Source organism: Saccharopolyspora sp. NPDC049357 (assembly GCF_040677225.1).
Lineage (GTDB): Bacteria > Actinomycetota > Actinomycetes > Mycobacteriales > Pseudonocardiaceae > Saccharopolyspora.
Genome location: NZ_JBFAQJ010000052.1, coordinates 1 through 21,009 on the forward strand (window position 1 = coordinate 1; position 21,009 = coordinate 21,009).

A 21,009-nucleotide genomic window follows, 5' to 3' on the forward strand; every position below is an offset into this window, starting at 1 on the left:
CAACGCGCGCCCCCACCGCCCACTCCAACACACCCGGTCCCCCCCACCCCCCCACCCTCCACCGGCCCCGCCCCTACCGGCCCCCCGCCGTTCACTGTTGGTCGGTTGAGCGTGACAGGCCCCGCCCCGTGTCGGGGAACCGCGTGCAGCCTGGCTGGCTACCTCGAGGTCCCGATGAGGATCAGCACGACCTCGACCAGGTCCTGCACAGGCACAGATCCATCCCACACGCCCCAGAGCATCACTCCGGCCGCGATGATCAAGATAGTGCGGGACCAACGGTTCTCGGGGTCGATTCCCCCGTGATAGTGGGACATGAGACGGGCCTCTCATTTGAAATGGTCGAGCCGTGCGGCTCCTTCCACTTCTTGGCCGTTCTCGATGTGTCCCCGACAGGATCAGGATGCTCAACCAGCAGGCAGCAGTGCCAACGTGAGTCCTTGGGCGATGAATCCCCCAACAGCCGTGGTCGGCACGGTGCGCAGGTAGTTCGCGAGGGCGGTCACGAGCTCGCGAAGCCGACCATGATCAGGCGTCGCAGATTCGATCTCCCCCCTTACTTCCTCGGCAATCTCGGCGACCATTGTCTCGACCTCGGAATCTCCGAATTCGATGTTCGAGGCATGCAGGTCACGAAGGACATCTTGCAGCTTCGCCAAGTCCAATGGCTGCTCGCCCTGAAACTGTTGAACATCGCCCTCGTTACCGACCGCAAGCTGGTTGCCATCACCGTGAACATGCACCGTGTTGCCATAGACGTTGGTGATGGGCGGTGGCCCGAACGCCCCAGAGGATCCGGAGAACTCCGCCGAAATGGGCTTGATGTTCCGCTTCGCGGACCTTTGCAATTCCTTATCGAAGTTCTTGGTGAATCTGTCCAGCGCGCGCTTATTCTTCCGATCGAGCCCCACGAGGGACTCCCTTCAGCTGAGGGCCGGATGGTTCCGTCGCCCGTATGACTCAAGTAAACCATACAAATCCGACAGTTTCCGGAGGCTAGGCCGAGGTGTGATGTAGTCGGGGGAAATTGTAAGAATTCGTAGGTTCGTAGGAATTCGTAGGTTCGTAAACGGGGCCGACACTGATCAGGTGGAGTGGCCTATCGGTGCGGCGCGCAGTTGTTCCAGTCGCGCGGCGAACTGATTCGTGAGGGCGTCCAGGAGCGACCGCCCTTTCTCAGCTGATGCGAGCGAGGGCTGGCCGATGACTCCGTTCGGCGCGTAGGCCTCCACGCCGTGCAGCAGCAGGTCGGGGCGGTGATCGGCGCGGTGGTCGGCACGCTTGTAGTCGCCGACCTGCGACGGGGCAGCGTGCAACAGGATGCTGGTCTCGCCCTCGCCAGCGTGCATGTCCTCGCTCGCCGTCAGCTCGCAGCCGGCCGCGGTGCGAGCCGCGTTCCAATCCGCGCTGGACGGATACACCAGCATCCGCCGAGTTCGGCTCGCGGACGCTTCTTGGGCGACGTTGGACAGCACGTAGTTGCCTCCGTGGCCGGAGATGAGCGCCAGGCGGTGAATGCCCTGCCGCTCCAGGGAGTCGGCGATGTCGTTGACCAGCGTGTACAGCGTCGAGGCCCTGATCGATGTGGTGCCGGCCAGCAGGCCTTCGTGTTCGTGGGAGCAGCTGATCGGGATCGTCGGCAGCAACAACAGGTCGTAGGCCGAGGCGATTCGCTCGGCGATGAGGCCGGCGATCAGCGAATCGGTCGCGAGCGGGAGATGTGCCCCGTGCTGCTCGAACGACCCGATCGGCAGTAGGGCGACGTCGGCGGCCTGGTGCTTTGCGGCGGTCGCGGTCGTCGAAGGCAGGATCACGGCTTTCCTTACAGGTGCATGAGTCGAAGGCGGTCGGAGAGCTCGGCCACGGTGGGTTGGTTCCGGCGGGTTCGCAGCGCGGTGCGCAGCTGCTCCAGCTCGCTCACGGCTCGTGCAGACGGTGCGGCCTGAACTGCGTCCGCGGCTTGGTGACCGATCGTGCAGGCCCGTTCGAGGTCGTCGGCGAGCAGCACGGCGCGGGCCAGGCGCGCCAGTCCGATGCCCCTGTCCCGGGCCTGATCAGCGGGCCAGGTCCGCAGGGCGTCCTCCAGGAGCACGACGGCGCGGTCCGGGCGGCCCAGCTGCACCCACGCGCTGGCCCCTTCACTCTGCAGGTACGACACCCCGCAGTACGGGGCGATCCCGGAGGCGTCGGTGCCGTGCACCGCGGTTTCAAGGGCGAGGTCGATCGCGCGGCCGGCGCGGAGCTCGTCGCCCAATAATGCGTGAGCGTGGGCGTGCTGTCGGTAGGCCAGGGCCTGGAGATCGGCCGGGAGGCGGTCTTCATGGACGAGTGCGCCGTCGGCGAGCAGGAGGCCATCGTGGGGTTTGCCGGCGTCGGTGGCCACGTTGGACCGGCGCATCGCGACATAGCTGGTCAGCTCGACCTTGCCGCTCAGCGCGGCCAAATCCGCTGCCTTGGACGACCACGCCGCGGCCGCCGCGGCGTCCCCGGTGTCCTGGGCCAGCCAGCCGCCGAGCTCGGCGTATCGAGCGGCGAGCTCGGCCAGGGCCGGCCGCATCGGGGCGCTCGCCTGGTGCAGCAGTCCCTCCAGGGTGGACAGCTGCTCGCGCACCGGGCCGATCGCAGCCCGAGGGCCCGCGATCGCATCAAGCTGGGCGTACTGCCCGAGAAGTGTCGTGTAGATCTGCAGGGTGTCGGGCGTGATCGCCGCCGACGAGGTGGTGCTGGCAGGCGGTTCGAGCCCGCCGACAGGCGCGCTGCTCTCCCCCACCCCGAGATCGTCCTCGGAGCAGCCGAGCGCGGCGCATAGCAGTTCGCGGGCGACGTCGTCGGGAACGTTGTGCCCGTTTTCCCAGCGGCTGAGCTTCGTGAGCAGGGAATTTCGGGCTGGGACTGCACGCCCCAGGCGGCGGGCGTGGTGCTCCAGCTCGGCGAGTAGCCGTTCCTGGCTCCATCCGAGTCGGCGCCTGAGCTCCGCGATGCGCACCTGATCTCCCTGGATCCGCCGCCGCATGACCTAGCCCCCTGATCCTCGCCGACGCGTCCCGGCTCACCAACGACTTAGCACGGTACGTGCTAGGTGGTGCTAGGTGCTGCCAGGTTCCGCGCACGCCTCCGCGGACCGCACAGTCAAGTACATGACCACCGAAGCAACGCTCTGCGACCAAGTCCTGCTCCCGTGTGAGGCCGCCGAGCTGCTGCAGATCACCGAAGAAGAACTGCTGTCCGCCGCGCGCAGCGGCGAAGTCCACGGCGTTTGCCTCGGAAGTGTCTGGCGCTTCGCGCGCTCGACCGTGCTGGAGTTCAAGCGGCAGGCAGGTTTGTAGGGCCTGTCGCTATTCGACAACGACGCCGCGAGCAGCCACCAGCCGAACCGCGCTGAGCACCGCCAGGTCATCACGAGGGTCGCCGTCGACGGCCAGGACGTCGGCGTCCAGGCCGGCCGCGAGCCTGCCGGTGCGCTCGGCGAGGCCGAGCGCGGTTGCGGTGCCGGTGGTCGCCATTTCGAGGACGTCAGCGGCCTCGAAGCCCAGGTAGGTGTAGAGCTGGAGTGCACCAGGAAGGTCGTCGAAGGGACTTCTCGGCAGGCCCGCATCGGTGCCGGTGATCAGCGGTACCCCGAGTGCGTCCATCCAGGGCAGGCGGCCGTAAATCTTCTCCGCCGCTTCCTTGCCCATCTTGTCGATGATCCCCCGCCAGTTGCGGCTGGAGGCCGCGCACGCTGCGATCTCGGATGAGGCCATGAGCCGGGCGACCTGCTCGTCCCGCCGGATCTCTTGGCCTTCCCCGGCGACCCACGTGCAGTGCTCGACCGTGGTGACTCCGGCATGGACGGAGTCGGTGATGGCCTCGGTTCCGTGAGCGTGGGCGGCTACCGGCAGGCCGAGCCGACTGGCCTCGTCTACCACCGTTTTCAGCTCCGAGGCGTTGAACTGCGACTGCCACATCGGTGGTGAGCCCGGGGTCAGCTGTCCTCCGGACGCCATGATCTTGATGAAGTCCACGCCGAGCTCGGCGAGCTCGCGGACGCGCTGGCGGATGTCGGCCGGGCCGTCGACTTCTCCGCCGAGGAAATGGCAGTGACCGCCCGGCGTGGTCAGTGGTGGGCCGGAGGCGAGGATGCGCGGTCCGGGGACGTCGCCCCGCTTGATGTCGTCGCGCAGCTGGGCCGCGAGTCCACCGCGGTCGCCGAGGTCCCGGAGGGTCGTGCAGCCGGAGCGCAGCGCGGCCTGCGCACGTTCGCGCATTCCCGCCCGCAGCTCCTCATCGCAGGCTTCCTGCACAGCCGTGACCGGGTCCGCCGAGCTGTCGAATGCCAAATGCACGTGGGCGTTGATCAGGCCAGGCAGCAGCGTCGCACCGTCAAGCCGCCGGTGTTCGGTGCCCGCCGGCGCCTGGATCTCGACGTCGGCCCGCCGGCCGATGGCCGCGATGCGATCGCCCTCGATCAGCAGTGCGCCGTCGTCGACGACCTGCCCGGACGGACCAGGCAGCAGCCTGTCGGCACTGAGAATCATCATGCGGTCTCCGCAGTTCGAGGTTGTTCTGCCAGCGCGCGGGAGAGGGTCAGCAGCTGTTCGAGGTCGGCTGCGAGATCGTCGCGCGGGGGCGCGGCCACGGGCACGGTGTCGGCACGCTCCACCGTCGCACCCTGCTGCCGCCACTCGGTTGCGGTGCGCAGGATCGCGGCTTGGTTGTCCGGAGGGAGCGCGTCGTCCCACCCGGCGGCGTGCAGGTACGGGCTGAGCTGCACCAGTCCGTCGCGGATCTCCACGACCCGACGCCACCAGCGCCGCCGGATCTGCGAGACGGCCCACCGTTCCTGCGAGTCTGTGAGCTGGTGTTGGTGATCGAGCGCGTCATCAGGGAACACCGCGTGCAGATGAGCCCAGAGCGGTCGCAGTTGACGCCACTGGCGACGCTGGCGCCACCAGACCGACGCCCGTGCGATCACGGTCAGGACCGCGCCCAGAATCAGCCCGGTGATGACCGCCGGCTGGGCGATGATCAAAAGGGTCATCCCGATGCGGTTGAGTCCAGGCGGCACCGAACCCCCGAACGCCCGGACCACGGCGAAACCGGCCCGCAGCACGCTCGCGATGAACATGCACGCCAGACCGAAGGCGGCCACGCGCAGGCCAAGGCCCAAGCGGTGATCGCTTTCGCGCGCGTAAGCCCACGCCCAACCAGCACCGACCGCAGTGATGTAGATGAAATACGCCCCGGCGATCAGGTAGAAGCTGGCGATGCCGGGGACCTGCATATCGGCTGAGGTGAAGCTGTGGTCTCGCAGCGGCGCGGGCGTGGAGAACATCGCTGCGGTCATGCCGATCGTGCCGGCGAGGAACGGCAGCACTTCCCACCGTGCTCGGCGACGGGCGTCTGGTCCGCCGGTGGAGAGCAGGAAGAAAGCGGCGATGCCGCCCAGTTTCGCGGCCAGCACGATGTTCTGGATCAGCTTCGCCAGCCCGCCGGCTTCAACTTCGTTGGCGGCGGCCGCGTATGCGAGGTCCTGCAGCTGGTCCGACGAGAAGTGCAGCACGAGCACGATCATCAGGGCCCACAGCGCGCGGTTCTGCGGCGTGCGCACGAGCCGCGCACCGAAGAACACAATGACGCCGAGGAGCAGCACCGTGCGCAGCTCGACCAGCCCGCTCATAGCCAGGGCCGATCGACGAGCGTGGCGCGCATCCGTTCGGCGCGAGGAGTGCGCGATGGCAACAAAACCTGGTTGGCGGTTTGCGCCTCGGTCAAGAGAAGGGAAGCCGCGGTCTCGGCGTCGCGTTCCTTGGGGCGGTCGTAGTGAGTGCGCCGCAGCAGGCTGCGGACGAGATCGGGTCGGCCACCGGGGATGAGATCGGCCATCACCTGGTCATCGATCTCATCGGATTCGTGCCCGCAGAGCATGTGCCCGATCTCGTGGGCAATGATGTGCTCGCGGTGCAACGGCGAGGCGGTCTCCTGGTACAGGATGTAGTCAGCCCCGGTCGTCCCGAGCCACAGGCCGAAGGCCTCGCCGGCAAGCAGCGGGTACGGGACGAGCATCGTGGGGCGTCCCCGATGCTTGCCCAGCCGCTCGGCAACCTCTTCCATGCCCATCGGGCCGGTGATTCCCAGCTCCGAAAGCTGCCGCCGCAAACGCCTTACGAGTCGACGCTCGGCACGCCAGGATTCCCAACGACCTTTCATGTCCACAACCCCAGCGTCTCACCGACCGCAGCAGTTTCGCCTGCTTACGAGTCGGTGTCGTTGTCATCCGATTTGTCGAGACCGCGCTGGTGTTCCAGCAACTGGATGAACGAGACCACGCTTTCCAGCCGCTCGACCGACATCTCCCGACCGGCGCGCGAGAACACCGTCATCGCTTCGTCACGACGACGCTCTTCTTCGTCGAGCCCCTCGGCGAACGCGTCGGTCTTGGTGTCGAACAGGTCAGCCAGTGCGCAGACGACCTCCCACTTCGGGCTCGCCGAGCCTTTGGAGAGGTTCCACATGTGCTGGCGGCTAACTCCAATAGCGGCGGCCACCGCCGGCACTGACCAAGCGGACCCGTCCGGCTGACGTCGGGTTCGGATGTAGTGGTTCAACCGCGTGGCAAAGGCTGCGGTTGGCACATCCTGCTCGCTCATCTCGTGCCCTCCCTGACCCCAAGATGGAACCATGATGCCTCAATGACAGCGCGCTGTCATCATCGGGCGACATATCCCCACCCTGCTAGCGTGTCAGTTGACGTGATGTCTTCATCCAGTTACGTTCGTCCACTGTAGCCAACGCTCACACGCAGCTGATCACCGTTCGGCTTGCGCGGGGCTGACGCACTAGGGGGAGACCGTGCTTACCACCGCCACGAGCGCTACCCGCGCGAGCAACGCCGTCATAGACACTCCACTGCTTCCGGAGGAAGCGGCCGAGCTGCTGCAGATCACCGAGGACGAGCTGCTGTGCGAGGCCGAGCGCGGAACGATCCCCGGCGTTTGCCTCGGTGACTGCTGGCGCTTCTCACGTGCAACGCTCCACGCCCTGAGCACCTCACGCGCGGCATGAACTCGATTCGGCGTGTCGGGTGCGAGATTGATCGTGATTCAGATAGGTTCACGATCATGCCAGCTCCAAAACGGGGGCCCGAGGAAGCGCCGATGACGGTCCGGACCGCCCCCCAGCATCGCAGGGTGGTCGACGTCATCGCAGCGAGGTACGGCATCAGCAGGTCAGATGCAGCAGCGATTCTGCTGGCTGACGCCCTGGACCTGGAGCGTCCTCCGGGCAAGCCGCTCGTTTCGCTGACGCTGGACGAAGCTCGGCAGATCGCCAAGGAAGACCGAGCGGAGGTGCTACCCGAGACAGCGTGAACCAGTAGCGAACAGGCCTAACTGAACACGCGCCGGGCTTCCACTTAGGACAGCAAAAACCGGCCCCCGCCAGGGCCGGTGCCGTCGGATCGGTCTTCGAGGCCGGATCCCCGCCAGGATCACCGACCTGCTGTTTGTGTGGCCGAGCGGACCGCCATCCGCTCTCCGCCAGGCGCCCGCCACCAGGAGGACGCTGCCTTGCAGAGGCGTTCTCAGGGTAGCGCACGCCCTGTTCCAAAATCCACTCCAACTCGCATCGACACGCCGCAGGTTCATGACTGCCGCGTCGATGACGTCGTGCTCGGCGCGTGTGCGCCGTTGGCTGCCGAGCACCACGCTGCGTCCGATCGTGCGCAGAACACGCCAGCTGACTTGTGCGTGACCTGCGGTGATCGGCCGGGCGTCCCCCGTCCGCTGCCGCTGCGGACCGTTCACTGCGGTCCTTGCTGGGCTGCCCAGGGCGGCGTTGCTGAGGCCGCCGAGATCGGGCCCACACCCACCCAAGCCCTGGGCAACCGCGACCCGCGCTCGCAAGTCGAATGGCTGGAGTCCCTGGCCGCCGAGGAGTGGGTGCAGACGCTGCAACTGCGCACCCGCCGGCGCCTCTACGCGCTCACGCACTGCCTTGCGGCTCATGCCGATTGGGAGAACTGGGAGTCCTGGCCGACCTGGGAGCGGCTGTGCGAGGCCACCGGCTGGGCCCGCAGCACGATGGCCGGCTGGCTGCGCCAGCTCCGCGTCACCGGGTGGCTCACCACCATCGAGCACGGCTCGACACCGCGGTTCCGGCCGATGGCCCGCGCCGACGTCGAGGGCAACCGTGCGGCCGTCTACGCCCTGCGCATCCCCGTCCGCCCCGGCGACGTCGACGCCGAGCAGGGACCGGACATCCTCCAGCGCCTGGCCGACCTCGAAGCCGCCCGCCAGCGCCGCATCGCCCGCCGCCGAGCCGAGATGGTCGGCCCGTTCATCACGACCGCACCAGTTGCTGGGGATAAAACCTGGACCCCAACGCTCTCCCCTCAAGGGGAGAGCGTTACGAAAGCAGGTGGTTCCTACGCGCGCGTAGAGGTTTTCCACAAGTCCGAGCAGAAAGATTCAGTTAGCACTGAAATTACTGAGGCGCTACGCGCCCGCTTTGACGAAGAGATGGCCTCGGTTTTTGCAGGTCGGGCGCCTGTGACCAGGGCGGAGATGCTCGCCGCGGCCTTCGAGCTGCGTGGCCGGCACGAGGTGCTCGCCCGGCTCTCCGCGAAGTGGGTCCGGAGTCTGTGCCGCCCGTACTGGCAGGCCGGATGGACCAACGACGACGTGCTGCACGCCCTGCAGTTCCGGCCCACGTCGTGGTCCCCGCTCCCGTCGATGCCCGCCGAACGCGTCGTCGCACCGGCCCGGTGGATCGAGGCACGCCTGGCGGCATGGCGCAACGACCGCGGCCAGGTCCTGCCCGGCCGCAACCAGCACGGCCGCACCACCGCCCGCCTCCAGCACGTCGTCGGCCGCGCCGGACTCATCCAGGCCATCGGCCGCGCCGCCGTCGACGCCGACGTCATCGTGCCCGGCCTCGCCCTCGACCGCGTCCTGGAGCGGCTCACCCCCGAGGCCATCCGCGAGCGCGGCCAACGCGCCCACGAGAAGCTCACGACCGAGCACGCCCACCAGGCCCGAGTGCAGCAGCGCGACGCCGAAACCGCGCTGACCCCGCGCGAACTCGCCGCCGACGACCAGGCCCGCGCCGCCGCCCGAGCCCACGTGACGGCCGAGCTCCAGCAGCGCGCCACCACTCGCTCCCGCGCCGACGAACTCCGGCGCGAGCTGGTGCGCCAGGCTCACGAGCGCACCGACGCGCAGCACCAGGACCACTCGCCCGCCACGGCCGCAATCGAGCCGGCATCCGCCAGCACACCCGAAGAACGCCATGCGCGGGCGCTGGCCCGAGCACGACGAGAAGCACGACGGCGCCGATGAGACGAGGGATCAGGGACGGCCCGCCTTGTAACCGGGATGCCGGTGTTCTGGGGCGCCGAAAGGATGGGCCAAATGGGGGTGATGCAAGCCACTTTCCGGGGCTGCGGGCCGTTTTGGGGTGGGCCTAGGCGCTCGCGCGTACGTACGCGCGCGCGAGGCGGACCAGGTGCGAAGGCCTCTTCGTGGCGGGGAGATCAGTATGATGATCGAAGCGGTGATGGATCGAGTCCTCCTCCCCGTGCTCGGCAGGCAACAGGGCCTGTCGTGGGTCGCCCCGCGGACGCGGGCGTCCTGACATCGAGGAGGACTGCGGTGAATCACCGTGAAAATGAGAAACGCCCCTGGTACGTCGTCGTGATCGACGCACTCGGGGCGCTTTCCCGTACCGCTCAGGTCGTGATCGAGGTTCTCAAAGCTGGGGAGCTGTGGCCTCGATCCTGACCGGCTCGGCGGTTCAGCAGGCCGGTTCCCTCGCGGGGGCCGGCCTTGCTGGTGTTCGGACCACCGGAGGTTTTGGCACTTTGGTGTCAAAACCCAGGTTGCTCTACAGCACCGGTCGTTCGAACTACCCATGACTGTACACGGTGCAGATCGTCATCGCGCAACCTTCGCAAGCTGTGACCTGCGGATTCACGTCAAATTGTGACCGCGAACCGTAAATACGGTTCACGACGCCGGTAGTGCAAACGTGGACCACTGGCGATCACATCGAGCCGGTCACCGCTGGTGCACACCTCGACTCGCCCGCCGATCCCACCCCATCCGGTGGAAGACCCAGTCCCACGCCGACACGCGACCTCGACCGATGGCGATCACTCGAACACCTGAGCTAGCCTGAGCGTGTTGTGGTGGACACGAGGGGAACGTGGTCGGCCACAGCCACGCGGGCCGGCCACTGCACCGGCGCGGCCCGCCTCAGCTCCAACATCGAGGTGGCCATGCCCCTCCAGCTACCGATCGACCTCGCCGAGACTCGCGCCGTCGACCACGTCCCGACCGGCGATGACTGGAGCTATGAGGCGAAGCTGGACGGCTGGCGCGGTGCCGTATCGAGCCGAGGTCTGTGGTCACGCGCGAGACGCGCTTTGACGTCCCGATTCCCGGAGATCGTCGCCGCCGTCGCCGAGCTCGGCGACGCCGTCCTCGACGGTGAGATCGTGGCCTTCCGAGACACCGGCCGACTGGACTTCTCGGCTCTGCAGAACAGCCCACAGCACCGCAAGCAGGCCGGCGTCACCGTCTACTACGTCGCGTTCGACCTACTGGCACACCACGACGTCGACCTACGGCCCCAGCCGTACCACCGCCGCCGCGACGCCCTGAACGAACTCCTCAGCACCAGCCACCAGGGCCTGGTCCAACCGGTGCCAGCCACCCCCGAGCGCTCAGAGGCACTGACATGGCTGGATCCCACCTGGGCGGCCGTAGGAGTCGAAGGGGTTGTCGCGAAACCACGCAACGCGGCCTACCTTGCCGGCCGCCGCAGTGGATGGCGCAAAACCCGCACCATCACCACCACCGAGGCCGCGGTTCTCGGCGTCACCGCGACCTCGCTCGTCCTCGGACTCCCAACCCGATCCGGACGATGGCGACCCGCCGGCATCACCCAACCCCTCCCCCACAACCTCGCCACCGAGCTCACAAGCCGCCTGCACGCCAGCGGCAGCCCAACCCAACTACCCGGCACCGTCGCCGGTCTGCCTGGCCAGGCCGATGACGTTTGGTACCAACCCACGGTGATCGACACTGTCGTTGAGATCGCCGTCGACGGCGCTTTCGAGTTCGGCCGGTGGCGCCACCGGCCACAGCTCATCCGTGTTCGCGGGGATCTCGTTCCAGATGATCTCGGTGCTCATGCCCGTGGAGAACGTTGAAGGGGGCCCACCCCGTGCGGGATAGGCCCCCTTCGTGCCTTGTGGTCACGCTCGATCGGAGCGCTCCTCACCAGCGGCTTCAGGAGTCCTTGGTTCCAGGCAAGAACTCGTTCAGGACGGGGGCGACCCATGTCGCCCACTTCGCGAACCCCAACTCCTCGGTGACGCGGTCCATGACGTCGAGCTGCTCCTCAGTGAGGCTCAATTGGATCTGCACGCTTCCGGATCCCAGGTACCGCACGGTTGCCGGATCGACTGGGAACAGGTCACCTCCAGGAGCTGCTGACCGCCGCGATGCGGCAATGATTTCACCGAGCCGGTCGTGATTCGTACCGATCGCCTCCAAGACCACGCCGGCGTTGGTCCGCCTGCGGCCCCCGGCGTCCCGGTAGCGCTTGAATCGCTGCTGCACGGACGGCGAGACGTACAAGGTCAGCTGTGGGCGGGAACGCTTCCGCGGCGCAGATGCACGCCGTGCTGGGCGAGATACATCGGGAGTGGCCTCAACGGCGTCCTCATTCGACTCCTTGCGCTCCCGCTTCGCACCAGGCGGAGGAGGCGGAAGCGGCCGCCGCGACGACGGGACTGTCAGCTCGTCATCCTTATGCGTCACCGACACCGGTCACCTCCAGGAACTTTTTGATCAGTGGCTCGACAGCGGCATCGATGGCTGCCGTGTTCTTCACGTTCGTCATCGCCGCGAACGGCTCACCGGTGCTCATCTGCTCGGTGATGAAGCGACGGTTCGGCAGAGGGCAGTCAGTCCAGACCCGTTGCGCAGTCGCGGCACGTTCCAGCTTTGCGATGTTGTTCCGGATGTGCTCGGACGGGTTGTTGAACTCGTTGATGATGATCCCCGCGATGTCCAATTCCTTGTTGTCCAAGTCATCGCGGAAGTCGAGAACCCGCTGAAGGAGCCGGGCGACACCCTCCATCTCGTCGCGCCAGGGCTCGGTAACGCCGAAGAGATCATGGGAGGCCGCCCACGCAGCCTGAGACCTCTTGCCGAAGTCCGGCCGCGTGTCGAACAACGTCACGTCGTAGCCGTCGTCAGCACCGTCCAAGGCTCGTCGAACGCGGCCAGATGGGTTCCCGTGCCCGTCTTCCTCGACATCCTGCAGCGCCTCATGGCCCGGGATGATGTGGATTCGGGCTGCCCAGGGAAACCGCTCGTGATCCCACCGGATCGGGTGGATGAAGTCCGCCGCATCTCCAGCCTGAATGCGACGGTCAAAGAGTCCTGCTGCGTTCGGGAGTTCGGCATCCCGGCCCCACATATCGAAGCCGACTCGCCGCGAGAGGATCGCTTGGTGGTCCAGGTCGACCATCAGCACGTTGAGGTCATGCCACCGCGCCAGATACTCAGCAAAGAGACGTATCAGCAGGGTACGGCCTACTCCCCCTTTGTCATTCACAGCTGCGGCTCTACGCGCCATCAGGTGACTCCTCCTACTTCGAAACCCGCTGGGATCAGCGCACGACTGCCCGTCGCTTGCAACGTGGTCACCCTAGCGCGCTGATCAACGGAGGAACACTGCAGTAGCCAAGCACGTAAACCAGCCCGGGAAGAAGCATTCTCAGCAAGGTGACAAAGAACCCGATCGCCTACTTGCTCACTAACGCTTGATCAAGCGCGTGTCTTCACGTGTCAACACACACGAAGACACGCCAGTAATCCAAGGTGCGAAACCACGTGCACCGAGACTGACTACGAAACGTGGAAATCAACGTGTACCCACGTGTGCACTACCAAGTGAGGCCATAAGTGCACACGTGCTATGACCTGCGCTTATCAGCACGCTGAGTCAGACGTCCGAGGAGACGCACGACAATAGGTCTGCAGGAACACTTGAGGACCCAGGTGAGTGACGGCGTGAAAACGCGTGTGGATTCAGACGTTTCAGTCCAGCTGAGACAGCGCATGCAGCCGGGTGCGCGCGCCCAATGGCAGGCGATCCGTGAAAGGCGTTGACCAGCGCTTATTTATGTCACGTGACGAAATAGGATGGGAGCAATCCCTGGGCGATCCCAGTTTGAGCGCTACGGCGCGCAGTTAGGCGCGCGGAGAGGGTACGCCAGCCGCCCGCGCGATGCGTCGGAGGTGCTCGCGCCCGTAGCCGGTGAGATCCACGAGCTCGGACTGCTTCAGGATCTTCTGCCGTTGCGCTTCGGCGAGCACGTGGTGATAGCGCAGCAGGGCCTGCTGGGCGGCATCGGCGGCGGCATCAGCCGCTTCTCGCGCCGCTCGGACTTCGGCCCGGGCCTGCTCGACGGGATCCTCCATGCCGAGCATCATGCCACATTCGTGTGGCCACTCCTAGTTGACAGTCGCCAGCAGTAATGCCACATTAAAGTGGCCACATGAAAGTGGCATAGATCAGATGTTGTGCGCCCGGCCGGATGAGGACTCGCAAACCAGATCCGACCGGGCGTGGATCCCCTGAAACAGGAGATGACCTATGTCTAGCACGCCCGTCACGCACCTCCCGGACGAGGAAGACGTCGAAGCCCTCGCCGACGCGGTCGACGTCCTGAACCGGTGGTGATCGCGATGCTGCTGTCCTACGAGCCGCCGATCGGGCCGTGCGCGCAGTGCACGATGCCGACGAGCGGCGTGTTCTGCCTCTCGTGCGCGACCCGGTTCCGGGTGATGTCCAATGGCTGACTCGCAACCGGTCCCGCAGGAACTGATCGACTGGTTCGTCGACTCGCCCGTCGAAGAATCGCAGGAACTCGCCAACGCCCACGGAGATGCGAAAAGGGAGAGCCGATGAGCCTCGAAACCCGCCTCGCGGCCGCCCAGCGGCACGCTGACCGGTACCGCGAGCTCGACCGCCGCTGCGGCTCGACCTGGCAGATCGGCGACCACCTCCGTGCCGTCGCCCTGTTGCTCGGCGCGGCCGCGAACTATCGCGCCGCCGGGGCCGAAGCCGCGAACATCGGAGACGGACGAGCACGAGATCTCGCTTGGTCCGCCGCTCGCCTCAGCGAGCGGGCCGAAGACCACGAGCTGTGGGCCGAACTCGGCCGTATCGAGGCCTGCGGAGGCGCGCAGGCGTGAACCGAGTCCGACGAGCGGGGCGACTCCAGCGCTGGAGTCGCCCCGCTCGTCGTTGTATGCCCTGGTCGTGCCGTGGTCGGAGCTGGTCGACCGCGAGCTCACAAGCCATAATCGAACGCGTGAGCGATGACTGTGGTGAGGCTGGATGGAGCGGCACGCGCGACGTGCGCGAACCACCGGTGCCGGTAGTGGTGGACCTGCGGTACGCCCTGCCGCCGCAGCGGATCGGAGTCCAGCCCGGTACGCCGCTGATCGTGCGTGCCGGCGGGATCGACAACGGCCGCCAGGTCAACGCCGAACTCATCGCCTGGCACCTCACTGCCACCGGTGACCGGTGGGCGCACTTGCGCGGAGTCGAGCTCGTGTCCCGCAACGGGCGCGGGTACCTGACGACCGAGATGTGGGTGCCGGAGGCCGCTGTGCGGCCGCGCGAGCGGAGAGCTCAACCGTGAGCTGTCCGCCCGTGCCGGACCGGTCCGCTTCGCTGGCGGACAAGGTCCGGACAGGTCCGAGCGGGCGCGCGGCCAGGGGTTTTCGGGCTGGTCTAAATCCCAAGCGCGCCGTCTGGACGGTCGGGCACACTGCGCCTGATCAGTCCACATCGGAGCACCAGGGAGATCCTCATGCACACGGTGACCGTTCCCGGCGACTCGTTCGAGTCCTTGTCCGCAGGGTTCGTGCGGGATACCGCCGACTTCATGATTGCCCGCCTGCTGCGGCAGGACAGCCCGCGGCTGCTGCACCCCGGCGACGGGTTCGGCCGCGTGCTGGCCTGGACCTGGCGGGAACGAGGGGAGGGGCCGGCACGGCAGTTGGTCGCCGACCTGCTGGCTGCGTTGCGCACCCACCACCGCCAGGCGCACGAGATCGAACCCGCGGTCACGCTCGACGAGCTGACGGCCGACCTGCGGTTCGCGCTGCCCGGCGACATGCCGGAGCACGAGCGCGACGAGCTGCTGGCCGCGGTCCGCCGGCCGCACTAGCAAAGTCACCGTGACGAAATGGCGCGGCCAGTCGCACGGTTCTGGTCAGGCCCAGCCGCGGCGCTCGACGCGGGCATTCTCCCGGCGTCGGGCGCCGTGGTAGCGCTTGCAGGCGCCGTCGGGGGTGAGCCCGTAGATATCGCCGATCACGGCGAAGTCGTAGCCGAGCTCTTCCCGCAGGATCAGGATCCACTGATCATCGGTGTCGGCGGCGTCGTCGCAGCCCTGGCAGGGCTGGCCGCGCAGGTCCAGGTGGGGGTAGAGCACGCCGCTGGTGTAGGCCGAGATGCTGAGTCCGCACCCCGGGCAGGTTCGAATCCGCGACTCCACGAGGTTCAGGATGCGCGGCGGTGCACTTGGTCACCAGCGCTTCCTGCTGGTCAGGGAATCAAAGCGTCGGCCTCGCGCATGTGCTCGCACCACGCCGGTACAGGCGGGCCCGGCCAGAGGCCGGCCGCAGCGAAACCGCGCGCCGAGGGGTTGTCTGAGATCTCCGTGGTGGACCAGGCATAGCCTGCGTGCTCGGCAGTTGCGGCCTCGACCAGGCGCCGGCCCAGCCCCTGCCGGGTGTACCAGCGATCGATCCGCAGGTGCTCGATCACCGCGACCTCGCACGGTTCGCACACCCGTAGCAGGAGATCGCCGACTGGCAGGCCGTCGACGAGCACGTCGAGACGGTCGATGCCCGCCGGCACCCGGGCAGGTATGCGCACGATCTCCACGACCGCCGACCGCTGCTGCACACACTCCACGGCGACCATCATCGGTCCGGGCACCGACGACGGCTCGCCGACGCCCCCGGTTTCGCTTTGTGATCTCGAACCGGGGCATCGGGTTTCACATCCGGAACCGGTGCCCGAGTGCGGCGTTCGGCGAGGTCATATGGATAACGACTCCGAGCCGGGTGATCACCCCGCTACCCTGTGCTCGATGAATAACCGCCTCCGCGCCTCAGCCGGTATCGCAATGCTTCTCGCAGCGGCGGCGGGGGTCGCCGCGGTCGCAATTAATGAGCCTTCCCCCATCCCGGTGCTGGTGGGGACCTTCGTTGTTGGGCTGCTAGCGGCGGCGGCGAGCATCGCTGGGGTAGCCGCTTCATGGATCGACCTGCGATTGGGCTCGACTACCTCCTCTCCGATCGAGGATGAGGAGACGGCGTTCAAGCGCCGCATGGCGGAGCTGAGTCGCCACCTGGACCAGTCGCAGAAGCTCATCGAGGAGCTGACGGCCGAGGTCCGCGCGAAGAAGGCGAGCCTGGAGGAGTTGACAGCGGAGGCCGAGGAAAAACAGCGACTGGCTTCGATTCACGCCGATGCCGCCGCCGCCGTGGAAACCATGTTCGCGCGCAAAAACGAGGAACTGGTCCAGCGCCTACAGCGGCAGAGCCGGTCGCGCGCCCTCATCTCGCTCGTCCTCAGCGGCGTCATCCTGGCGCTCGTCGTCGGCGTCGCAGGCAACTACGTTTTCACCTGGATCTCGACCGGCCAGATGCCGCCGGTCATCCTCCCCTAGCCTCCCTCCACAGTGGATAGATAACAGGGATTATCTATATGGATCCGACGTCGAAGTGCTACTACTGATCGTCTGCTGCTGGCGAAGGTTCGTCCTGGTTCGTTGTCCCGCTCGGGGAGCGGTGGAGTGTGTCGCCGAAGGCGCGGACTGATTCCGCGGGTTTGACGAGGGCGATCACGAACAGCATCACTACTGGCACCGGAACGAGTCGGGCGAGTAGGGCGACGAAGCAGAGTGCCCCAACAGTCAGAGTTGTGAACAGCAACAAAGGTTGAACACCAATCTAGATAGGGGTGGTGCTCTCCTGGTGTTCAACTTCCGACACCGTAAGTGTAGCAAAACTGTTCGACGTGGCTGTGGGTAACCGGTGAAACCCACCGGAACCTCCGGTCTTGACGGTCGATCAGGCCCGCCGCTCCGTTCGCTGGTCAGTACCCGAGGAACCACCGTTGGGCGGCCTGGACGATCAACCCGCCGGTGCACAGGAGGGTCGCCGGGAACAGGAGCATCTGGATCAGCCACGGCCACCCCAGCGCCATCGATAGCGCGGTGAGCACGGCAAGGACGAGCGCGCCGAGCGCAGTGATGAACAGTGCGTTGTCACCGCCGTTGTGCCCGCAGGTGGCGGTGGGGGAGCCGAGGTGTTCCAGGCCGGCGTCGACGAGCTCGATCACGGCGTGGCGCAGCTGGTCGAGGTTGAGCCCGGTCGTCGAGGTCGAGGCGTAGTGGCGCACGCGCCCGCCACGAGGGCTGTGTTTGACCTCGCGGAAGACGAGCTCCCACCCGTCGAGGTCGCCGGCCAGCGACCGCACCAGTAGCTCGCGGCGGCGCCCGGGGCTCGCGCCGAGCTCGCCGGTCGGCCACTGCCAGCGGAGTTGCCGGGTGCCGTCGTCGTCGACCGCGCATCCGACGTATTCAGCCTGGTGCTCGCCGAGCCAGTCGCCCAGCGCGTCATGGGCTGCGCTGGCCCAGCGGTTGAGCCTGATCGAGTCCGCGGCATTGCTGGTCATCAGGTACCTCCGGGGCCTGGTGCTGCGGTGGTGATCACGGTCGCGCAGCGCTGCGGGGGTTGTGCACGGCGCAGCGCCGGTCGGGGTGTTCCAGCAGTGCGGTGTCGGCGGAAAGCAGTGTGCCGCCGAGGTGTTCGGCGGCCGCGAGATAGGCGGCGTCGTAGGCGCTCAGGGCGTGCCGCAGCTCCCACACTCGTTCGCCGATCTCGGACAGCGGCACCAGGTCGAGGTCGAGTTCGGCGAGGGTGCGCCGGGCGGTGAGCAGCGCCGGGGAGTCCTCGCGCAGCGAGATCTTGCGCAGCACCGAGAGCACCTCGATGGGCAGGTGCTGTGGGCCGGCCAGGACTTCGGCGCCCTCCAGGGCGCTCAGGGCGGGTTGCTGGCGGGGACCGGGCAGCAGGGCGTCGATCAGGACGCTGGCGTCGACGACGACGGTGGTCACCGGCTGACCTCGCGGTCGTCGGCCAGCTCCGCGGCCCGCTCGTCGCGGCCCTCGCGCAGCGCCCGGACCTCGGCGACGGCGTCGACCTCGACGGGGGCGTGGCCGGCGGTGCCGACCGCGCGCAGCAGGCGCCGGTTGCGCGCGGTGCGCGCGCGCCGGTGCAGCGTGTCGGCGGCCAGTCGGTTCAGCGAGGTCCCCAGTCGGGCCGCTTCGTCCTTGAGCGCGTCGACGTCGGCGGGATCGAGGTCCCGCACGGTAATCCTGCCTTCATCCATGCCCTCATCTTACGCCGCACACGGTGCGCCACTCAACGGCGCCACAGCAGACGTCATTAACTGCCGCCATTAACTACCTCCAGATCCCGAGCCGCACATAAGTAGCCTTATGCGCGGTTTCGATCGTGTGCAATCGCATATCAAATCGTTTCGAGTTGACACGAAACATCGATACGAAACGCTGAAACGAATTGACTCGAAACGACGAAACGTCGTAGGATGATCGGCATGACCGATGAACGAAGCGACGGCCCGGCCGCCGCGCCCGCCGCCGATGCCGGCGACGCTCGGGCCAGGTGCCACTGGCCGGACGGGTGCACGAACGAGGTGCCGCGCCGTCAGGGCACCGGCCGGCCCGCCCGCTACTGCGGGCAGCGGGTCGACGGCGTCGAGCACAACCGGATCAACGCCAACAACCGCAGGCGGGCGGTCGCAGGGCGCCAGGCCGCCACCGCCGCCCCGGCCGCCGCCGAGGACGACGAGGGGGAGCTGACGCTCGACCTCGCGCGATTGAGCGCCAGCGAGCAGGCGCAGAAGATCGCCGAGCTGGTCACCGGGCTGCAGAGGGCCCTGGGCGACTACGCCGAGTCGTTGACGGTGGCCTCCGACGTCGACGCCGCCGGTCGCGAGGTCGCGGCCGCCCGCCGCCGGGCCGAGCGGGAGATCGCTGCCGCCAACGACCGCGCCGACGAGGCCGAAGCCGAACGCGACCAGGCCCGCGCTGAGCTTGAGGACGAACGGGCCGCCCGTGAGGACGCCGATGCCGAGGCTGACGAGGCCCGCGAAGCTCAGGCGGCCGCCGAAGCAACCGCCGAAGCAGCGCGCCAGGCGGCCGAGGACGCCCGCAGCGCCGCCGAGGCCGCCCAGGACGAAACCGAGCGCGTACGAGCCGACGCCGAGGCACGGGTCGCCGAGGTGCAGCAGGCCGCCGAGGAAGACGGCCGCCAGGTCCGCGCCGACCGCGACCGCATCCTCAGCGAGCGAGCCGAACAGCACGCCGCCGACCTGGCACAGGTCCGCACTGAGGCGGACCAGCAGGTTCAGGAAGCACGCCAGCAGGCCGCGCGCGCGGAACAGGCCGCGGCGGATTCGAAGGCGCTGGCCGAGGACCTGCGCGAGCAGCGTTCCGAGCTGCGTGCCGAAGTGGAGCGGCTCCGTGCCGAGCTTGCCGAGGTTCGCCAGCAACACCGTGACGACCTCGACCGCGCCCGTTCCGAGGCGGACCGGATCCGTGCCGATGCGGAAGCCCGGATCGACGCGATCCGGCAGGCCGCGGCAGCCGGCCAGGAGCAAACCGAGTAGATCGACCGCTCGACCAACCCGGAAATGAAACCGGCGGACGGCCCTCCGACCAAGAAAGTCCGCCCGCCGGCACCCCTGAAACGAGGTAGGAACCATGCTATCGACCGGCAATGCAGCACGTCGCGACGGTGACGATGCGGCACGATGGTGGTTGTCGACGGCGTCGCTGCTGTTCGTCGCCCTGGCCGCGCTGATGGGCTGGGGCGCCAGTTTCGTCGGCCTGCACGCCTACGGCCAAGACCAGATGAGCGGCTTCAGCTACTGGTCCGCGTGGCTGATCCCGGCCACGTTCGACGGCGCCGCGTTCGGCGCCACCCTCATCACCTACCGCGCGTCGCTCTACGGACGCAGCGCCATGCGCGGCCGCCTGCTGATGTGGACGTTCACCGCGATCTCATCGTGGATCAACTGGATTCACCAGCTCACTCCCGAAGCCCGCTTGGTCGCCGCTGGACTGCCGATCGCGGCGGTCGCGGTGTTCGACGTCGTGCTCGCCGAGATGCGCGCTGACTTCGAGCAGCGGAACGGCGCACGCCGGTTCCGGTTCCGCCCGGGCCTGCTCTTGTTGCGGTGCATGGCGGACCGGTCCGGAACGGTCGAGGCGTTCCGGACACAGCTGCTGTCCGTTCCGGTACCGGAACTGGTCGGCACGACCGTTGCCGGAACCGCCCTCACTGGCACGCACGACGACCGCCACGACGGCACCGGCGCGAGCGGGCCCCACACACACGCAGCCGCGCAGCTCACCGCGGGATACGACTCCGCTGATGAGGGCAACGACGACGTGGTGCCGGAGCGTTCCGGCGACGTCAGCGCAGCCCCGGTGCCGGAACGGCAGACCGGAAACCAGCCCGGTTCACCCACCCGTCGCCGTCGCCCGCGCCCGGTCGTCCGGGTGCAGCGGGTAACGCGCACCGCGGCCGGCCTTCGGCCGCGTGGACGGTCCGCCGGAATCGGCGGAACGAACCCCGGAACGGCATCGGAAGCGAAGGTCGATGCGGAACGGCATGTCGTCCGACCGGAAACCAATCGGCACGATGTGCCGGTCACGGATGATGTGAACGAGCGGGCCCGGCGGCTGGTCCGGCAGGACCCGAACCGGTGGACGAGCTCCGCGCTCGGCGAGGAGTTCGGCTACAGCGAGCGGTGGGGGCGGTTGCGCCGCGCCGAGGTCCGCGAGGAAGTCGAGCGCGCCGAACAGCGGCAGCTGAGGCTGACCGCCAGCTGACACCA

General features: G+C 67.6%; 27 protein-coding genes. 12 read left to right on the plus strand and 15 right to left on the minus strand.

Annotated elements, in window-relative coordinates:
* Positions 1-407: 407 nt before the first annotated feature.
* From AB0J91_RS29285 to AB0J91_RS29295, 3 genes are all read right to left on the minus strand, one after another.
* Positions 408-911: a hypothetical protein gene (locus tag AB0J91_RS29285; RefSeq protein WP_363875224.1), complete on the minus strand. Its 504-nt coding sequence runs from the start codon at positions 909-911 to the stop codon at positions 408-410.
* A 174-nt stretch (positions 912-1,085) separates the two neighbouring features.
* Positions 1,086-1,814, minus strand: coding sequence for a creatininase family protein (locus tag AB0J91_RS29290; RefSeq protein WP_363875227.1), 729 nt, complete (start codon positions 1,812-1,814; stop codon positions 1,086-1,088).
* A gap of 8 nt (positions 1,815-1,822) precedes the next feature.
* Positions 1,823-2,986, minus strand: coding sequence for a hypothetical protein (locus AB0J91_RS29295; RefSeq protein ID WP_363875230.1), 1,164 nt, complete (start codon positions 2,984-2,986; stop codon positions 1,823-1,825).
* 151 nt (positions 2,987-3,137) lie between these two features.
* Between AB0J91_RS29295 and AB0J91_RS29300 the strand changes: the two genes are divergently transcribed.
* Positions 3,138-3,326, plus strand: coding sequence for a helix-turn-helix domain-containing protein (locus AB0J91_RS29300; RefSeq protein WP_363875233.1), 189 nt, complete (start codon positions 3,138-3,140; stop codon positions 3,324-3,326).
* 9 nt (positions 3,327-3,335) lie between these two features.
* Here the strand turns inward: AB0J91_RS29300 and AB0J91_RS29305 are convergent, their stop codons facing one another.
* From AB0J91_RS29305 to AB0J91_RS29320, 4 genes are read right to left on the minus strand one after another with little or no spacing between them, the layout of a single operon-like run.
* Positions 3,336-4,520 carry an amidohydrolase family protein gene (locus AB0J91_RS29305; RefSeq protein ID WP_363875241.1) on the minus strand — a complete coding sequence of 395 codons (1,185 nt, stop codon included), beginning with the start codon at positions 4,518-4,520 and terminating at the stop codon, positions 3,336-3,338.
* Positions 4,517-5,659, minus strand: coding sequence for an MAB_1171c family putative transporter (locus AB0J91_RS29310; RefSeq protein WP_363875244.1), 1,143 nt, complete (start codon positions 5,657-5,659; stop codon positions 4,517-4,519). Before AB0J91_RS29310 ends, AB0J91_RS29305 begins: the two co-directional genes overlap by 4 nt.
* Positions 5,656-6,189, minus strand: a complete 534-nt coding sequence (locus AB0J91_RS29315; RefSeq protein ID WP_363875400.1) for an ImmA/IrrE family metallo-endopeptidase — start codon at positions 6,187-6,189, stop codon at positions 5,656-5,658. The genes AB0J91_RS29310 and AB0J91_RS29315 overlap by 4 nt, the downstream gene beginning before the upstream one ends.
* Positions 6,190-6,233: 44 nt before the next feature.
* A complete protein-coding gene (locus AB0J91_RS29320; RefSeq protein WP_363875247.1) occupies positions 6,234-6,629 on the minus strand; it encodes a helix-turn-helix domain-containing protein in 396 nt (131 codons plus the stop codon).
* 202 nt (positions 6,630-6,831) lie between these two features.
* On the opposite strand from AB0J91_RS29320, the gene AB0J91_RS29325 reads away from it, so the two are divergent.
* From AB0J91_RS29325 to AB0J91_RS29340, 4 genes are all read left to right on the plus strand, one after another.
* Entirely contained in the window at positions 6,832-7,044 is a 213-nt protein-coding gene (locus AB0J91_RS29325; protein ID WP_363875250.1) for a helix-turn-helix domain-containing protein, read from the plus strand.
* Positions 7,045-7,169: 125 nt separating this feature from the next.
* Positions 7,170-7,349 carry a hypothetical protein gene (locus tag AB0J91_RS29330; protein ID WP_363875253.1) on the plus strand — a complete coding sequence of 60 codons (180 nt, stop codon included), beginning with the start codon at positions 7,170-7,172 and terminating at the stop codon, positions 7,347-7,349.
* Positions 7,350-7,727: 378 nt separating this feature from the next.
* The gene (locus AB0J91_RS29335; RefSeq protein ID WP_363875255.1) at positions 7,728-9,317 is read left to right on the plus strand and encodes a hypothetical protein; all 1,590 of its coding nucleotides are present in this window, start codon (positions 7,728-7,730) and stop codon (positions 9,315-9,317) included.
* Between the two features lie 848 nt (positions 9,318-10,165).
* Positions 10,166-11,191 (plus strand): hypothetical protein, encoded by a 1,026-nt coding sequence (locus tag AB0J91_RS29340; protein ID WP_363875259.1) that lies wholly within the window; start codon positions 10,166-10,168, stop codon positions 11,189-11,191.
* Between the two features lie 79 nt (positions 11,192-11,270).
* On the opposite strand, the gene AB0J91_RS29345 is transcribed toward AB0J91_RS29340, so the two are convergent.
* The 3 genes from AB0J91_RS29345 to AB0J91_RS29355 all read right to left on the minus strand — a co-directional run bounded on the left by AB0J91_RS29345 (position 11,271) and on the right by AB0J91_RS29355 (position 13,475).
* On the minus strand, positions 11,271-11,603 hold the full coding sequence (locus tag AB0J91_RS29345; protein ID WP_363875261.1) for a hypothetical protein: 333 nt from the start codon (positions 11,601-11,603) through the stop codon (positions 11,271-11,273).
* A 190-nt stretch (positions 11,604-11,793) separates the two neighbouring features.
* Positions 11,794-12,627 carry a ParA family protein gene (locus tag AB0J91_RS29350; protein ID WP_363875264.1) on the minus strand — a complete coding sequence of 278 codons (834 nt, stop codon included), beginning with the start codon at positions 12,625-12,627 and terminating at the stop codon, positions 11,794-11,796.
* A gap of 617 nt (positions 12,628-13,244) precedes the next feature.
* Positions 13,245-13,475: a hypothetical protein gene (locus AB0J91_RS29355; RefSeq protein ID WP_363875267.1), complete on the minus strand. Its 231-nt coding sequence runs from the start codon at positions 13,473-13,475 to the stop codon at positions 13,245-13,247.
* A 255-nt stretch (positions 13,476-13,730) separates the two neighbouring features.
* Here AB0J91_RS29355 and AB0J91_RS29360 point away from each other — a divergent pair, with 255 nt between their 5' ends.
* The 4 genes from AB0J91_RS29360 to AB0J91_RS29375 all read left to right on the plus strand — a co-directional run bounded on the left by AB0J91_RS29360 (position 13,731) and on the right by AB0J91_RS29375 (position 15,235).
* On the plus strand, positions 13,731-13,856 hold the full coding sequence (locus tag AB0J91_RS29360) for a hypothetical protein (protein WP_363875270.1): 126 nt from the start codon (positions 13,731-13,733) through the stop codon (positions 13,854-13,856).
* 105 nt (positions 13,857-13,961) lie between these two features.
* A complete protein-coding gene (locus AB0J91_RS29365; protein ID WP_363875272.1) occupies positions 13,962-14,252 on the plus strand; it encodes a hypothetical protein in 291 nt (96 codons plus the stop codon).
* Between the two features lie 119 nt (positions 14,253-14,371).
* Positions 14,372-14,704, plus strand: a complete 333-nt coding sequence (locus tag AB0J91_RS29370) for a hypothetical protein (protein WP_363875275.1) — start codon at positions 14,372-14,374, stop codon at positions 14,702-14,704.
* 171 nt (positions 14,705-14,875) lie between these two features.
* Complete coding sequence (locus AB0J91_RS29375) at positions 14,876-15,235, plus strand: hypothetical protein (RefSeq protein ID WP_363875278.1); 360 nt, start codon at positions 14,876-14,878, stop codon at positions 15,233-15,235.
* 45 nt (positions 15,236-15,280) lie between these two features.
* On the opposite strand, the gene AB0J91_RS29380 is transcribed toward AB0J91_RS29375, so the two are convergent.
* Both AB0J91_RS29380 and AB0J91_RS29385 read right to left on the minus strand, forming a co-directional pair.
* Positions 15,281-15,565 (minus strand): hypothetical protein, encoded by a 285-nt coding sequence (locus AB0J91_RS29380; protein ID WP_363875280.1) that lies wholly within the window; start codon positions 15,563-15,565, stop codon positions 15,281-15,283.
* A 50-nt stretch (positions 15,566-15,615) separates the two neighbouring features.
* Positions 15,616-15,996 carry a GNAT family N-acetyltransferase gene (locus AB0J91_RS29385; protein ID WP_363875283.1) on the minus strand — a complete coding sequence of 127 codons (381 nt, stop codon included), beginning with the start codon at positions 15,994-15,996 and terminating at the stop codon, positions 15,616-15,618.
* A 169-nt stretch (positions 15,997-16,165) separates the two neighbouring features.
* Between AB0J91_RS29385 and AB0J91_RS29390 the strand changes: the two genes are divergently transcribed.
* Positions 16,166-16,747 carry a hypothetical protein gene (locus AB0J91_RS29390; protein WP_363875286.1) on the plus strand — a complete coding sequence of 194 codons (582 nt, stop codon included), beginning with the start codon at positions 16,166-16,168 and terminating at the stop codon, positions 16,745-16,747.
* Between the two features lie 428 nt (positions 16,748-17,175).
* Here the strand turns inward: AB0J91_RS29390 and AB0J91_RS29395 are convergent, their stop codons facing one another.
* The 3 genes from AB0J91_RS29395 to AB0J91_RS29405 are packed head-to-tail and all read right to left on the minus strand — an operon-like array spanning position 17,176 to position 18,474.
* Positions 17,176-17,757: a hypothetical protein gene (locus AB0J91_RS29395; protein WP_363875289.1), complete on the minus strand. Its 582-nt coding sequence runs from the start codon at positions 17,755-17,757 to the stop codon at positions 17,176-17,178.
* A 34-nt stretch (positions 17,758-17,791) separates the two neighbouring features.
* Positions 17,792-18,199, minus strand: a complete 408-nt coding sequence (locus AB0J91_RS29400) for a type II toxin-antitoxin system VapC family toxin (RefSeq protein ID WP_363875292.1) — start codon at positions 18,197-18,199, stop codon at positions 17,792-17,794.
* Entirely contained in the window at positions 18,196-18,474 is a 279-nt protein-coding gene (locus tag AB0J91_RS29405) for a hypothetical protein (RefSeq protein WP_363875295.1), read from the minus strand. Before AB0J91_RS29405 ends, AB0J91_RS29400 begins: the two co-directional genes overlap by 4 nt.
* Before the next feature lie 228 nt (positions 18,475-18,702).
* Between AB0J91_RS29405 and AB0J91_RS29410 the strand changes: the two genes are divergently transcribed.
* Positions 18,703-19,776, plus strand: coding sequence for a hypothetical protein (locus AB0J91_RS29410; protein WP_363875298.1), 1,074 nt, complete (start codon positions 18,703-18,705; stop codon positions 19,774-19,776).
* Between the two features lie 151 nt (positions 19,777-19,927).
* Complete coding sequence (locus tag AB0J91_RS29415; protein ID WP_363875301.1) at positions 19,928-21,004, plus strand: DUF2637 domain-containing protein; 1,077 nt, start codon at positions 19,928-19,930, stop codon at positions 21,002-21,004.
* The last annotated feature ends 5 nt before the right edge of the window (positions 21,005-21,009 follow it).

Bases quoted from the DNA above. Each gene is read 5' to 3' on its own strand.
- AB0J91_RS29300 (WP_363875233.1), top strand. From the start codon at position 3,138: ATGACCACCGAAGCAACGCTCTGCGACCAAGTCCTGCTCCCGTGTGAG.
- AB0J91_RS29305 (WP_363875241.1), bottom strand. From the start codon at position 4,520: ATGATGATTCTCAGTGCCGACAGGCTGCTGCCTGGTCCGTCCGGGCAG.
- AB0J91_RS29310 (WP_363875244.1), bottom strand. From the start codon at position 5,659: ATGAGCGGGCTGGTCGAGCTGCGCACGGTGCTGCTCCTCGGCGTCATT.
- AB0J91_RS29315 (WP_363875400.1), bottom strand. From the start codon at position 6,189: ATGAAAGGTCGTTGGGAATCCTGGCGTGCCGAGCGTCGACTCGTAAGG.
- AB0J91_RS29320 (WP_363875247.1), bottom strand. From the start codon at position 6,629: ATGAGCGAGCAGGATGTGCCAACCGCAGCCTTTGCCACGCGGTTGAAC.
- AB0J91_RS29350 (WP_363875264.1), bottom strand. From the start codon at position 12,627: ATGGCGCGTAGAGCCGCAGCTGTGAATGACAAAGGGGGAGTAGGCCGT.
- AB0J91_RS29355 (WP_363875267.1), bottom strand. From the start codon at position 13,475: ATGGAGGATCCCGTCGAGCAGGCCCGGGCCGAAGTCCGAGCGGCGCGA.
- AB0J91_RS29365 (WP_363875272.1), top strand. From the start codon at position 13,962: ATGAGCCTCGAAACCCGCCTCGCGGCCGCCCAGCGGCACGCTGACCGG.
- AB0J91_RS29375 (WP_363875278.1), top strand. From the start codon at position 14,876: ATGCACACGGTGACCGTTCCCGGCGACTCGTTCGAGTCCTTGTCCGCA.
- AB0J91_RS29385 (WP_363875283.1), bottom strand. From the start codon at position 15,996: ATGGTCGCCGTGGAGTGTGTGCAGCAGCGGTCGGCGGTCGTGGAGATC.
- AB0J91_RS29390 (WP_363875286.1), top strand. From the start codon at position 16,166: ATGAATAACCGCCTCCGCGCCTCAGCCGGTATCGCAATGCTTCTCGCA.
- AB0J91_RS29395 (WP_363875289.1), bottom strand. From the start codon at position 17,757: ATGACCAGCAATGCCGCGGACTCGATCAGGCTCAACCGCTGGGCCAGC.
- AB0J91_RS29405 (WP_363875295.1), bottom strand. From the start codon at position 18,474: ATGGATGAAGGCAGGATTACCGTGCGGGACCTCGATCCCGCCGACGTC.
- AB0J91_RS29410 (WP_363875298.1), top strand. From the start codon at position 18,703: ATGACCGATGAACGAAGCGACGGCCCGGCCGCCGCGCCCGCCGCCGAT.